This window comes from Niveibacterium microcysteis (assembly GCF_017161445.1).
Lineage (GTDB): Bacteria > Pseudomonadota > Gammaproteobacteria > Burkholderiales > Rhodocyclaceae > Niveibacterium > Niveibacterium microcysteis.
This window is the reverse complement of the sequence record NZ_CP071060.1, coordinates 2679471-2693435: the sequence shown is the minus strand read 5'-3', so window position 1 is coordinate 2693435 and position 13965 is coordinate 2679471. Positions and strand designations below refer to the sequence as shown.

General features: G+C 60.2%; 8 protein-coding genes and 2 tRNA genes. 6 read left to right on the top strand and 4 right to left on the bottom strand.

The features are described 5' to 3' along the window. Positions 1–32: 32 nt before the first annotated feature. The 6 genes from JY500_RS12190 (at position 33) to JY500_RS22150 (ending at position 2442) form a co-directional block, all read left to right on the top strand. A tRNA-Thr gene (locus tag JY500_RS12190) sits at positions 33–108 on the top strand. Positions 109–171: 63 nt separating this feature from the next. Beyond that, positions 172–248 (top strand) — tRNA-Met (locus tag JY500_RS12185). Between the two features lie 666 nt (positions 249–914). Next, positions 915–1124: a hypothetical protein gene (locus tag JY500_RS12180; protein WP_206252662.1), complete on the top strand. Its 210-nt coding sequence runs from the start codon at positions 915–917 to the stop codon at positions 1122–1124. A gap of 2 nt (positions 1125–1126) precedes the next feature. Continuing rightward, complete coding sequence (locus JY500_RS12175; protein ID WP_206252660.1) at positions 1127–1315, top strand: hypothetical protein; 189 nt, start codon at positions 1127–1129, stop codon at positions 1313–1315. Positions 1316–1485: 170 nt separating this feature from the next. After that, on the top strand, positions 1486–1896 hold the full coding sequence (locus tag JY500_RS22155) for a phage portal family protein (protein WP_246479608.1): 411 nt from the start codon (positions 1486–1488) through the stop codon (positions 1894–1896). A 3-nt stretch (positions 1897–1899) separates the two neighbouring features. Further along, positions 1900–2442 carry a phage portal protein gene (locus tag JY500_RS22150; protein ID WP_281391147.1) on the top strand — a complete coding sequence of 181 codons (543 nt, stop codon included), beginning with the start codon at positions 1900–1902 and terminating at the stop codon, positions 2440–2442. A gap of 193 nt (positions 2443–2635) precedes the next feature. On the opposite strand, the gene JY500_RS12165 is transcribed toward JY500_RS22150, so the two are convergent. The 4 genes from JY500_RS12165 to JY500_RS12150 all read right to left on the bottom strand — a co-directional run bounded on the left by JY500_RS12165 (position 2636) and on the right by JY500_RS12150 (position 13948). Continuing rightward, positions 2636–3160 carry a hypothetical protein gene (locus JY500_RS12165; protein ID WP_206252658.1) on the bottom strand — a complete coding sequence of 175 codons (525 nt, stop codon included), beginning with the start codon at positions 3158–3160 and terminating at the stop codon, positions 2636–2638. 273 nt (positions 3161–3433) lie between these two features. Next, positions 3434–4270 (bottom strand): DUF4034 domain-containing protein, encoded by an 837-nt coding sequence (locus JY500_RS12160; protein ID WP_206252656.1) that lies wholly within the window; start codon positions 4268–4270, stop codon positions 3434–3436. Positions 4271–6347: 2077 nt separating this feature from the next. After that, positions 6348–6908, bottom strand: coding sequence for an SUKH-4 family immunity protein (locus tag JY500_RS12155; protein WP_206252654.1), 561 nt, complete (start codon positions 6906–6908; stop codon positions 6348–6350). Positions 6909–8575: 1667 nt separating this feature from the next. After that, entirely contained in the window at positions 8576–13948 is a 5373-nt protein-coding gene (locus tag JY500_RS12150) for an AAA family ATPase (protein WP_206252652.1), read from the bottom strand. Positions 13949–13965: the final 17 nt, after the last annotated feature.

The window sequence follows — 13965 nt, the reverse complement described above, 5'->3', positions numbered from 1 at the left end:
AGCGCGAATCGGTATAATCCGCCACCTCCGGCGCCGGCATAGCTCAGTTGGTAGAGCAGCGGTTTTGTAAACCGAAGGTCGTGGGTTCAAGTCCTACTGTCGGCACCAAAAAATTATCGAATTCGTGGGTTGACATTAAAAACGCGTTAATCCATAATTCTTCTTCTCCGACGCGGGGTGGAGCAGTCTGGCAGCTCGTCGGGCTCATAACCCGAAGGTCACAGGTTCAAATCCTGTCCCCGCAACCACACCTAGAGACAGGCCGACAGCAATAGCTGATCGGCCTGTTTCGCTTTCTAGCCACGTATGTCCGTCGCGCTCCACCATTTCAATGGGGCCGACCAGCCGGCGGAGGATTTCGCGGGCGCGGGCGACGTCTGTGCTCAGCGTGTCTTGCAGCTCCGCCAGGAGCTTGCGGTAACGCTGGATGCCATCGATGAGCGAACTGGCGCCATTTCTTCACCTTTGCTGCCGGCTAGTTGTGTAGCGGTGCGGGTGGTTCCAGCCGCGACGGAGGTGCTGGCGACAGCCCAATCGTCACGATCGCGGCGCCCGGGCGTCCAATTTCTTCGCCAATTTAGGCAATTCGAACTCGGGTGGCGCGTTCCAAAGTAGCAGCGTCGCGGCGACATGGGTCGAGTTACTTATGCGCAGCCCGACGGAATTCCTCGATCGCGCCGGGCTCAAAGAGTGCTCGCGCACCAGTCCGGGCGTGGTGGAGTCGACGCTCACATCTAGTGGGTGTCGCCAAGTACTCGACCGCTCCGTGTTCTTTTGGGGCTGGCGGTCAAAGACGGGCGCCGTGCGAGGATGGTCGGCTGTGGTACTTGGCGACGGCGTTCGATCGATCACGTGCGGCTTTGACCGCGTGGGCATAGACCCTCAAACACACCGGCGACAGTGCTACGCTGGTTGTGATCGCGCCGCCGCTGACATCCGGCGGCAAATTCTGCGTGCTCGACGGTGTGCAGTTCAACCGCATGGACTATGAGGAGCAGGCAGTTCGGCTCAAGAAGGTCTGCGACAGCTACCGCGTGACCTGCATCGGCATCGGGCAGGGCGTGTATCGGCTCGTACGCCAGTTCTTCCCGGGCGCCCAGCCATCCAGCAAAGCGTTGAAGTAACGGTGCGGCTGGCGCTCAAGGCGATGGACGTGGTCTGTAACGGACGGCTGGAGCTAAATGCCGGCGCGACCGACCTGGCGGCGGCCTTCATGGCGATCAAGAAGACCACTACGGCGATCGGCCGGCAGGTGACCTCTGAGGCCGGCGGTCCGAACAGACGAGCCACGCGGACCTCGCGTGGGCATGCATGAACGCGCTGGCCAATAAGCCGCGGGTGGGCCGACTCGACCAGCAGCGGTTTTGTGGAGTTCTGCTGATCATGAAGAGAAAACGCCACCTCCAATCCGCGCGAGTGACGAGCGCGCAAACCACGGCACCAACGCGGCGGGGCTAGGCCTTCAGCTTCGGTGACCCGGTATCGGTGCTCGATCGCCGTGAGCTGCTCCACTATGTTGATTGCCTGAACATGGGGCGCTGGTACGAACCGCCGATCTCTTGGGATGGGCTGACGCGCTCGTTCCGTGCCACGGCCCACCGCAGCTCGCCGATCTACGTGAAGCGCAACATCCTGGTGAGCACCTTCATCCCGCACCCGCTGCTGTCGCGTTCGGCCTTTGCTCGCTGGGTCCTCGAGTTTCTGATCTTCGGCAACGCTTACCTAGAGCGACGCATGAACCGGTTGAACAAGCCGCTCTCGCTCGAACCCGCGCTGGCCAAGTTCGTGCGGCGAGGCGTCGAGTTGGATACGTACTGGTTCGTGCCCGGCTACGGACTGGAGCACCAGTTTGAGAAGGGGAGCGTGTTCCACCTGATCGAGCCCGATATCAACTAGGAGGTGTATGGGCTACCCGAGTATTTGTCGGCCCTGAACTCAGCCTGGCTGAACGAATCCGCGACGCTCTACCGGCGCAAGTACTACCTCAACGGCAGCCACGCCGGTGCGATCTTCTACATGACCGACACGGCGCAGCAGCAGTCGGACATCGATGCGTTTCGCGAAGCGCTGAAGAGCAGCAAAGGCCCCGGCAACTTCCGCAACCTCTTTGTGTACGCCCCGAACGGAAAGAAGGACGGGATCCAGGTGATCCCGGTCAGCGAGATCGCCGCCAAGGATGAATTCTGGAACATCAAGAGCGTGACGCGTGACGACCAACTGGCCGCACATCGGGTGCCGCCGCAGCTAATGGGCATCATCCCGCACAACACCGGTGGATTTGGCGATGCGGGCAAGGCGGCGGAGGTGTTCGCGCAGAACGAGGTGGTACCGCTGCAGGAGCGGATGAAAGAGGTGAATGAGTGGCTGGGGGAGGAGGTGGTTCGGTTTGAGGCGTATGCCCTCAGGGGAAGTGACGCGGCAGCGGTGTCACCCGCCGCCTAGGGTCACGCGGCGCCCCGGATTGTTGGCTGCTGACCAGCTGTAAAACCGCAGTACCGTCGCATTGAGGCGCTGCGGCGAGGACGCCGAGGCGCTCACGATTCCACGGGAGGTGGGTCTGGCACCGCGCCGCCAGCGAGTTGTTCGGTTTCGTCGGGGGCGAGCAGCAGACGCTTATGCCCCGCCGACGCAGTGCTTACCAGTCCTTCAAGTCAGCCGACGGGGGCGGTCCGTCCTTGCCGAGGAATCGGACTTGAATGCCGTCTTGTTCGGCCGAGGTGGCGTAGAAACCCGCTCCATGACCGAGTCTCAGCGGGACGGCGGCATTCATTCCCAAGCTAAGCACATGCCCCCCGACGGCAGCATCACGTTCCCATGCCGCATATGACGCTTCCGGGAGACATTGGATCGGGTCGGGCGGCCCAAGGTCGCGAAGAATCGGGCTACATCCAAAGAGCGCGTAAGCAATTGCGTTCTTGGGCAATTGGGCCAGCGTCTCCCTAGCACTCTCGCGGTTGAACCAAACCCAGCGTCGCTGGGGCGCGGGCCTTAGCCGATCACACCCTTGGAGGCTTGCGTGGACGCCGATCAATGTGCCTGGCAGCAGGGCCACCGCCACCACGTCGCCCCATGACACGGGAAAGGCAAGGGACTGCCCTTTACCCACCTCTTGAGCACGGATCCAGTTGTTTGAGACAGCTTCGTAATAGGGATAGACCATGGCGAGCTCCGTTTTGTGCTCGTTACTGACCACCCGTCACCCGTGACGGGTGTCTGGTTACTGTGCGCCAGCCGGCAACCGAGCGATTGACCGCGATCAACGAGCCGACAGTCCTGCGGTCTAGGGGGACGTCGCAGGCGAAGGAAGTAGGGCAACAGGAGCGGCGCGCCGCAGTGGGAGCATTCACGCCGCCCGGAAGCGATCCGCGGCCAGCCGAAGACCAGACTATCTAGGGAGGGTGGGGAGATTCAGTTTTAATACCAAACTGCGCGATCAGCAGTTTCTAGAACACCAATCGGCGGCATGCAGCACGTAACTGGAAATGAATCGTCGATCCGCCGCTCTACACAAAGCCAGTGCCCGCTGATAGTGATCGTGCGCGGAGTCGTAATCGCGATGCTCCTCGCTTGTGAAGCCGATGTCATCGAGCTTAATGGCCATAAGGAGATTCAAAACCGGGTCGGGGGCCCCTTCAGCGCGACTTTGCCGCAGGAAGGCATCCATAGCCTCGTAAGATCCACCCCATCGCGGCTGCAGGTGAACCATGTACCTCGCGCGCAGCAACAGTGTGTGCGGGTAGAGTTTCGTTCCCTCACGCAAGAGGAGCGCCGACTCTTTTTCATCCCCCTGTTGCAACTCGATGTTCAGAAGGTTGAGTATCGCCAGGAACGAGCGCGGATTGAGCGAAAGGGCTTTCCGCAAATCGGTCTTCGCAATCTCAAACTGCTGATGCATGAACCTCACATTTTCAGCTGGTGTTTGCTGGATATATCGGGTTCCTCTTCGAAACTCGCCCAGTTTTCGGTAGTAAGTTCCACGTGCTAAGTGTGCGATATATGAGTTCGGCTTCTTGTGGATCCAGTCATTCAATTCATTAGAAAAGACGTCTTCGCTCTGATAGAAGGGCTTGTATGCGTCCAATATGTCGTACTCGCCCAGCTTGCCTTGTTTAAACTCACTCTCTCTTGCGTTGAGAACTTTTTCTATGGCTTCAAATTGCTTCGCGCGAAGAGCCTCTTGCACATCAACTCCCTCCGAGTGGCAGGCGCAGGACCAGATTAATAGTGCTGCAGTGAATATTTGCGTATATAGACGCACCTCGTTCTCCATTGTTGTGTTCCTTCACGCAATCGTTTTGCAAAGATATTCTCTGTGCCTGCGGCGGGGAGGTCTGGTTGTGCTGGAAACTACTTGAATTAAAACTGCCTGTCGCAAAAAGTGAAAACTACACAAATCTGACCCATATCTCGGTGGTGCGCTTTAGCACGCGTACCAGATGCAGCCATGGAAACTGGCGTTGAAAGTGGCCAGCGCGGAGCGCAGGCTAGGAAAACAAATAACGCGCAGGTTTGACAGTAAGGATGACTGACAACTTATAGCGCATCACTCGGAGGACACTCCTCTTTCACGCTACTCACTATGCCTGACCTGACGTTTTCGCCCGTTGTTAATACCCGCAAACACCGGTTTCCTTTCCGATAGTTAAAGATGCACGGATTGAAGCCCGTGCCTGCGCACACCTCGACTTCGCTGTAGCCTGCGGCGTAGAACTGTGCCGCGGTGCCCGTCGTTCGTTCGAGTAGGCCATCGCGGAGTTGTAGGTAAGTTTGTCGCGGACTCCAGCCATCACGCACAAGTTGAGCGCGCACAGCAACAAACGGACGACCAACTAACAGATCGTTGTCAGCGGACGCGGCATGCCCGAAGATCATGGTGACGGACAATATTGAAACGCGAAGGGACTGAGCTTTCTTATGTTGAATATTCCAGACGCCGAAGCGTCGCGTAGGGAACCAAAATGCATGGCATTCGGGTGTTCGGTTGACTGCATTGTTAGTCATCAGAGCGAAACTCACATCGACTCTTCTGCTGATTTGATTGTGCGACCCTAACCGGGCCGTCGCCCGTCTGTTTGTAGACCGCAACACGACAAGTGAGGTCTCTCATTGGTGTCGAGAATCCACCTATTCGCTCGTTAACAACGATGTATCTGCCACCTGCTTCTGGGACGAAGGCAACGAACGGAGCGCAGTACTTGTAGAGATTGCCGCTTTCGAGACGAACTACCGAAGTTACAGAGATTTCGTCTCCCCCCTTGATGCGGATTGAGTCTTTGGACGTATCCCCATCAGTTACACGATAAGCGCGCGATTCACGGCAAACGAGCGGGTCACCCATAAGGGGCGTTCCCCGCGGCGACTTGAAATTCTGGTTATGGCTAAATTCAATCTCGGCGGCGTCGTCGCCTTGGTAGCCTGAGGCTACCGGGAGAGTGACTCCCGTTGCCCGCTTGGAGTTCGGTGTGGCGCATGCACAAAGAGCGAGTGCAGCGATCACCATAACGGCACGGCCGGACAGCTTGCGGAACACAATAGAACGCTCCAATTTCTGTATGACTAACGTTGAAAGTAACCGGCACCGGAGCGCAGCGGAGGGGACAAAACGTGCAACATTTTGGCGTCCCGTTGACGGACTGGTTAGCCGAGAGTGGTTGAACAGGCAACGAGGAGGCAATAATGACAACGACTACACTTCCTATGAGGACTGACTGCTCGAAGCGAGTGCAGCCTTGAACCCCGCAGACGAGATGCATTGGAGTATTACGTCGTCAATTGTGTTTGGTAGCGCTCGCAAAATGTCGTCCATCGAAAAAACGATCCCGCTGTAAGCAAGATCAGCTTGCCCCGTGAAGGCGTTTCGCCACAATTCGATTTGCTTGTTGCGGTCTATCACTACGACATCAGCCTTCATTACGAGCAGCATCTTGTCGCGCGAGAGCACCCCCCTCTTTGTAATTGGGTCATCAAGAGAGCGAATCTCTATTCTTATCGCGACGGGGGAGTGCGGCGAGAGTTTGGAAGAGGACTTGACTAGGCTCGCTGTGAATGCCTCCGCTACGTAGTCACCGAGCGGACGTTCGACGGCGTACTCACCCCCGACTTGTTGTTTGTATTGGTCTCGCTTATGAACTAGGACTCGGGGATCGTCGATACGTCGTCTTGTTACTGGGTCGTATCGGTAGTCTGCGACCGTTATTGAATGGAACTGGGTGCGGTCGAGCGCGCCGACAGAGTGAGGCGCCATGGCCGAATTGTATGAAAAGGCCGACTCAGTGTGGGTAAGAGTGCACCCGTTTATCGCGCATATGAGAGGAAGCAAAAGTAGTGCGTAATTCATTGGCAACTGGCTAACGTTGAAGCTGAGCCGCGAGCGGCGGCTGGCCGACGCGAGTTCGCTCGAGCGACTGGTTATGCATGCCGAGCCACGAAAGCACGCTCGCCCAGAAAGCCCCCTGTTGCACCAGGCGCGGGTTCTCAGCCTCGGCCCACTTCACAAAGGGATCCAGGAATGACGGCGCGATGCGATTCAGGACATAGGCCTCCGCGTCGTGCGCAACGGCCGAATTGATGCAGTGCTGAAATTCGTTCAGAGAAAGTGAGAGCTCTTTGAGGCTAGCAGCAAGGAACACCGGACTTTGCTGCTCGATAAGCACCCAAATTTCTAGTGTATTTACCTCGAGCGCGATGACGTTGCCATCCCGGTCTTCACCCAATCCAACGTACCGCTGCGCGTCAATCTCAAACAACGGAAGTTCAGCATCATCTACGAAACCGAAATGAGCGTTCGGAGCGCACCAGGTAGGGAGGCCCTGCGTAGAGAGAAAACTTGCAGGCTCTTCCGATACGCCAAGCTCGCTCAGCCGTGTGGCTGAGTATTTGGTGTATTCGTCAAAAAGGAGCTCTGACATTTGCATGCTTAACGTTAAGTAGACCGTGAATCGAGGTCTTATTGGGGTATTTGTCGCGCGCCAAGCCGTCACAAAACCCTGCAGGCCCGTTGCTTCTAATCATCCAACCGAACTGAAAGGGTCACTATCCTCGATGAACTGCTGTGCTTGGGGGCGGGAGCCGATCCAACGGGGGCGACAAGGGGTCTCAACAATTTTAGCGCTGCTGCGACTACAACGGCCAAGGCAGGATTGCCGTTCGTGTGTGCCATTTCTCGCAGTAGATGGCTTTCTCAGGCACGCCCTGGGCTGCCATCTCTGCGCAGGTTTTCGCCGATATGACGCAGCCCTGGTCGTGACATGGTGATTCGAAGCGGGACGGCGTCGCACCGGCACTCTCCGTTCCACAGGGGGGCCTTTGTCGTTGCCCCGCTGCGCGCGCTCGTGAGCCCGCCACGCCCGCCCGCTTTGTGGCTTGAGAATCTTGCAGCCGCACGTTCGCAACCCGATGAGGTGTGCTGCCGGCGCGACGGGCACGACGGTTCGGGCCAGATTCATGCACTTTCATGCAGCCAAGTACTTGCACGGGCGGTTTGCTGGCCCTGCGTTCCCTGGGTCGCCATTTCTTAGAGAGGCGTCGGAACAAGGTAACCAAGGTAACGAGCGACCAAAACCAGCCCTAAGTGACTGATCCGTAAGGCCGCCGATGGTTACCTTTGGAAAGTAACTTCAGGTAACCAAAAAGGTAACACCGGCTAAGGTATTGATTTTTATAGGGCTGAAAACAGCCTCGGTGACAATCGAAGAAGGTAACCAAGTTACCTTAAGGCTACCCAATAGTTACCTTCTTGCATTTGTCGTAAGGCGTTGCGGGGCAAGGCCTTGAATGGTGTTTCCCGGAAGGGGTTGCCGAAGTTACCTTTTTCCGACGCTAGTCAAAATTCCGGTTCTTGTACGCGCGCCGCGCCTCTGCGCTCGCTGCTTTCTCACAAGGGATGACAACAAAAAGGCCGCCCCATGGGCGGCCTGGATGGGGCGTCGAGGATGCAATCGCGATCAGCGAACCATGATCGACTTCCGGGTCGCGAAGCGTGTCGCCGCAACTAGTTGTAAAGACAGGCCGACAGCGTAAGCTGATCGGCCTGTTTCCCTTATTGGCGACGTATCTCCGTCGCGCTCTGCGATTTTGATGGGGCCAATCAAGTAGAGGAGGACTTCGCGGTCGCTCTGGACGTCCGTGCTTAACATGTCAAACCCCTCGTCCAGGAGCTTGCAGTAGCGTTGGATATCGTCAATGAGCGAGAAGACCAAGGGCTATTCACGTTCAGTCTGTTGAGTGCCGTGGCGGCGGGGTCTGTCGCGGGTCGCCTTAGCCGCGGGGTGAGTCCTGATGATACGTTTGCGCTCGCGGTCGTATCGAGCTGACCAAGCTTGTTGATCCTTCCTTAATTCAAGCTATCCGAACTCGGCTTGCGCGGCCCCCCCGATTGGATCGTTGCAATGCGCGCCGAACGCTCCTTTGCGACGTCTTTGAGGCCACGCGATCGCGATGGGCACCGGCGGAGTCGTAACCCTGGCGTAACCGGCGCTAAGAGCGTGGGCGTTAGGTGGTAGTGGTCTAAACGGAAGGTGTGGTTGCTGGCGCTTGTTTTGCTCGCAGGAAGCGGTTGGTGTTCGGTTCGTGGTGGTCACTTCTTCGTGAGGCGCTCGACGCCCTGCCACTCGGGTGCCGGGGCTTCCTGGAGGTAGCGTTCGCATCGCGCGATGAATAGCTGCGGCACGGTATCGTCTGGGGTGTGGGCGGCAATGGTTTTGAAGGCCGCTAGCGCCGCGTCGAATTGCCGTGCGTAGTAGAGCGACATCGCGGTTCGCAGCATGTCGCGGGTGGCGAGCAGGGCGTCACGCTGGGCCTCCGCCTCGGCGTCGATGACCTGGTAGAGCGCTACAGGCAGGCTCTTGCCCTTCACGGCGACGCGGTCCACCAGGCGGGTTTCGATTGAATCGGGGCGGGCGAGGCTCAGGTAGGTCTGCTCGCCGATCAGCAAGCGCGCGTGGTAGACCTTGGTGAGTTGCTCGATGCGCGAGGCGAGATTCACCGTGTCGCCAATCACCGAACACTGGATGCGGTCGTGCCCACCAACGGTGCCCAGCACTACGGGCCCGCTATTGATGCCGACCCCCATTTGCAAGGTTGGCTGGTCGGCGGCGATAGAGCGTTCATTGAAGGCTTCCAGCGCCCGCCACATGTCGATACCGGCGTGCACCGCGGCGTCCGAAGCGGTATCGAACAATGCCTTGATTTCGTCGCCGGCGAACGAGTCGATGAAGCCGCCGGAATGCGTGATCGGCGACTCCATGCTGACGAAGAATCGGTTGAGCAGGGCGATGACGGTACGCGGGTCGAGGCGCTCTGCGAGCGGCGTGAAACCGCGCAGGTCGGCGAACATCACGCTCATGTTCTTCGCGACGTGTTCGCCGAGGTCAACCTGTGCGATGTCCCGGCGGTTCAGGCTTTCGAGGAACTGGCTGGGGACAAAGCGACGCTGCGCTTCAACCAGGTGAAGTTGCGACGCGTACAGCCGCGCGTTTTCCATCGAGATCGACGCCTGGGCGGCGAGCAGTTTCAGGATCTCGATCCGCTCTTCCGTGAATACGCCGGCTGCGAGCCGGTTCTCCATGTAGATCACCCCCTCGAACTTGCCCTGGCGCAGCAGCGGTACGCAGAGTACCGAGCGGGGCTTGTGGGCGAGCAGGTATGCGTCACGTGTGAAGTGGCCGGGTGCGGTCGCGTCGGAAAGCACGATCGCCTGCTGGGTGTGCATCACCTGATAGATGATCGACATCGGCAGTGGCAGCGCGGTGTCGGCGGCGTCAATGGCGCGCGCTGCCTGCACTTCGTCCTTGCCGGCTTCGCAGGCGCCTTCCATGACGAGTTGGCCATCGTGTCGAACCACAAAGCAGCCACGCTGGCCGCCCGCGTTCTCAAGCATGATGCGCATCGTCGTGCTGAGCAGCCGTTCGAGCACGATCTCGCCAGAGATCGCTTGCGAGGCTTTCATGACGGATGCGATGTCGAGCGCACCGGCTTCTGGCGACTCCTCGCTACTGTCCGACGGCGGGTTGCCCGCGCTGGGCAGTGGGCCCGGCGCAGCGTGCCAGCCGCGTAACTGAGGGAACTCGCTTTCCAGGTGCGCCACCTTGCGATGCGCGCCCCAGCGTTGGTACAGATGCCGTGCGGCGCTCAGATAGCCCTCGGCGGCCTTGCGCCGATTGATCGCAAGCAGATGCCGCGCGGCACGTTCGTTGGCCATCGCCTCATCCCGCCGGAAGCCGCTTGCGTGGGCGGCGTCCGCGGCCTGCTCGTAGCGCCGGAGTGCCAACTCGTTGCGGCCATCGAGTCGCGCGAGTTCCGCTTCCATCAAGTGCTGCAGGTGCAGGAAGTTATCGGGGCAATGCGCGGCCCAGCGGGCCATGCGCCGCAGATCCGCGCGGAGGCGTTTGAGCGTTTCGCGCTGTTCGGTCTCATCCATCTGGGGAACGAGGCTCGCCAGCGTGATGAATGCGGCAATCTGGAATCGCACCAACTGCGGCAGCGACATCGCCGAGGCCATCAGCTTGTCCTGCGCCCGCACATGCTTGAGCGCTTCGGTGTACTCACCGTACAGGCAGCAGATCTCGACCTTGTAGATGTGGTAGTTCGCCACACCGGTCATGAAGCGACGCTGCAACATGCCCTCAAGGCAGCGCTGCTCGTCGAAGCCTGGGTCGTTCATCGAACACAGCGCTTCGGTGCGACCAAGGAAATTGCGCTGCATTTGCAGGAACAGCGTGCCGGAGTCGAGCGAGTCCTGGTACGCGCAATCGCGCACGATGCTGAGGAAGTCTGAGTGTTCCTGCTCGGCCGTTTCGAGGTCGAGCTTGGGGTCCCAGATGATGCAGTCCTGCGCGCTGTAGGCAAGGTAGAGCAGGTCACCGGATTGATATCCGGATTCGATCCCGCGCCGGAACCACGGCGTCATGCTGGACCAGTGCTGGCTCCAGTGGTGCACGAACATCGTGTAGACGTACAGCACGCGCGACTTGAGCGTGATGTCGTCGAAGCGATCGTTCATCGCCACGGCGAGCTGGCCGTACGCGTAACCCGTCGCCGGGTCGTCCAGCACGCCACACAGCAACATGCCGTAGGCGGCGTAAGCGAACGCCGCCTCCGGGCTGTTGCCGCTCTGCAGCGAGATGTTCACCGACTTCAGCACGAGGAAGGGGAACAGGTTCCCGCTACCGGAGAGGAAGGCGGCGGGGAAGATCTCCATCAGCAAGCGGATCGCGACCTTCTTTGCCGGGTCGGTCAGCGGTGGGGCGTCGATCAGCGATGCAATCGGTCGCCCTCCCAGGTTGCGCTTGACCGCCGCTTTTTCACGCTGGATGGCGGCCCGATCCGGGTTGTCCGTGATGCGCATGCCGAGGAGCGAGAGCCCCATGATGGCGGCGCGGATCGACTCGGTCATCTTCCCGGTGGTCGCGTATTGCCGCGTGCGCATCGAGAGGATGTCCGCCTTCTCAAGCGCAGTGCGGGCACGCGCGAGCAGCTGTTCGATGCCGGCTTCGGCCTCGTCGTAGCGCGCGGTGAGGTAGGCACATTGCTGCAACTCGGTCGCAAGCGCCTTCGCCAGTTCGTATTCGCCGTCCCACGCGTTCTGCGGCAGCAGCGATTGGCCGATGCGCAGATATTCGAGCGCCGACTCGTAGGCTGAGGATCGTTGCGCCTTGATGCCTGCCGCCAGGTTCAGGCGCGCCAGCGTGAGGCGTTCGGCAGGATCGTCGATCAGTCGGCGACCTTCGTTGAGGTGGTCCGCGATGTCGATCAGGCGAGCGTCGCGCTCGTCGGCATCGGCGTGCTGCAGGATCAGCCTGCCGACCGAGAGGTGCACGGCCTGCTTCTGGTCTTCGTCGATCAGCGCGTAGGCGGCCTGTTGCACGCGGTCGTGCTGGAAGCGGTAGACCGGGTTCAGCGCTGCGGCATCGTCAGCGGGGATTTCGCCCGCGCCAGCGGCGCCGAAGAGCCTGTAGTCATCCTGCAGCGGAATCACCATGTGGCGCTTGAGTGCGGGCATCAATGCCGCACTGGTCGCATCCATCGATCGCTGGTGGATCACCGCTAGGGTTCGCAGGTCAAAGCGGCTGCCAATGCAGGCGGCGAGCTGCAGCACACGCTGGGTATCGGGTGCCAGCTTGCGCAGGTTGGCAACGACGAGGTCGACCACGTTCCCGCTGAGCCCGCTCTGCTGCACGGCGGCCATGTCCCAGCGCCAGCGACCAATCTCCGGCGCGAAGCGGATCGCGCGAGATTGCTCCAGTGTCCGCAGCATCTCGGTAAGGAAGAACGGGTTGCCTTGCGCCTTGTCGTGTAGCAACGCGGCGAGCGGGGCGCTGTCGGCCGGCGCACAACCCAGCGTGTCCGCCACGAGCTGCTCCACCGATGCTTGCTCCAGGGGGCGCAGCGGCAATTCGTGGATCGTGCGGGATTCTTCGACCTCGTTGAGCGCAAGCCGCAGCGGGTGACCCACGTCGACTTCGTTGCTACGGTAGGCGCCAATGAACAGCAATCGGGTCAGCTCGCGCGCGCTTGCGAGCCACCGGATCAGGTTCAACGACGATGCGTCGCTGAACTGCAGGTCGTCGAGGAAGATCACAAGCGGCTGCTCGGCCGTGATCGCACGGATAAAGTTGAGCAGTGCGATCTGGAAGCGGTTTTGCGCCTCGGTGGGCGGTAGCTCCGGCACGGCGGGTTGCGGGCCGATGATGCGTTCGAGCTCCGGCATCAGGTCGGTCAGTAGCCGCGCGTTAGGCGCCACCGCGGCGAGAATCCGCTCGCGCAGCGCTGCGGTGCGCGCTTCCGGCTCCGCCAGCAACTGCGGCACCAGACTGCGCAGCGCGAGCCCGACGGCCGAGTAAGGGGTGCTGCGATGGAACTGGTCGAACTTGCCCTGGATCAGATAGCCGTTGCGCCGCACGAGCGGCTTGGCGATCTCATTGACCAGCGCCGATTTGCCGATGCCCGAGTAGCCGGACACCATGCAGAACTCGGTGGCGCCGGTCGCCACATGCTCAAACAGGGCGAGCAGCGTTGCGAGTTCCGGTTCGCGGCCGTAGAGCTTCTGCGGGATCTGAAACTTGCGTGAGACGTCGCGTTCGCCCAAGGCGAAGCTGGGCACCGAACCGGTCTGCGACAAGGCGCGCTGGCAGCGTTGCAGGTCGGCGATCAATCCGTAGCTGCTCTGGTAGCGATCCTCCGCATTCTTTGCGAGCAGCTTCAGTACGATTGCCGACACCGCGTCCGGTATGCCAGGCCGCACATCGCTCGGCGAGCGGGGCGCTGCGCTGATGTGGGCATGGACCCATTCGAGCGTTGACGATGCCTGAAAGGGCAACGTACCAGTCAGCAGTTCGTAGAGCGTGACGCCCAGGGAATAGAAGTCGGAGCGGTAGTCCAGATCGCGGTTCATGCGCCCGGTCTGCTCGGGAGAAATATACGGCAGCACGCCTTCGATACGCCGGGAATGCGCATAGTTGGGCCGCTCGCGCGAGAGCTCGGAACAGATGCCGAAGTCGATCAGCCGGATTGCGCCCGCGTCGTTCAGCAGAATGCTGTGGGGCTGGATGTTCTTGTGGACGACATCGAATTCGTGCACATGGCCAATCGTCTCTGCCACGCGGATCGCGACGTCGAAGAACAGATCCAGTGGCACGTCGGCGCCGCGCTGCGAGGCGATCCGATGGGCGAGCGGGTGGCCGAAACGCTCGAATACGACCGCCAGGTTCCCGTTTCCGTGCGGCTCCAGACCATGTACGCGGATGACGCCTTCAACCGGCTGCAAGCGCAGCGTAACCTGGAACTCGCGCAGCAATTCGGCAACGCTTTGCTTGCCGGGATACTCGGCTGAAAGCGTCTTGATGATCAGGGGTGCATTGTCTTCGAGGCGTATTGCCTCGAAGACCGAACGCACACGGGACTGATGCAGTGCCGCGCCGATCTGGTAGCCGGAGAGCTCGGGCGCGGGCATGCAGGGGTGCGCGATGA

What these genes read in the sequence shown, in the direction of transcription:
- JY500_RS12160 (WP_206252656.1), bottom strand. Translation starts at nt 4,270, where the DNA reads ATGGAGAACGAGGTGCGTCTATATACGCAAATATTCACTGCAGCACTA.
- JY500_RS12165 (WP_206252658.1), bottom strand. Translation starts at nt 3,160, where the DNA reads ATGGTCTATCCCTATTACGAAGCTGTCTCAAACAACTGGATCCGTGCT.
- JY500_RS12150 (WP_206252652.1), bottom strand. Translation starts at nt 13,948, where the DNA reads ATGCCCGCGCCCGAGCTCTCCGGCTACCAGATCGGCGCGGCACTGCAT.
- JY500_RS12155 (WP_206252654.1), bottom strand. Translation starts at nt 6,908, where the DNA reads ATGTCAGAGCTCCTTTTTGACGAATACACCAAATACTCAGCCACACGG.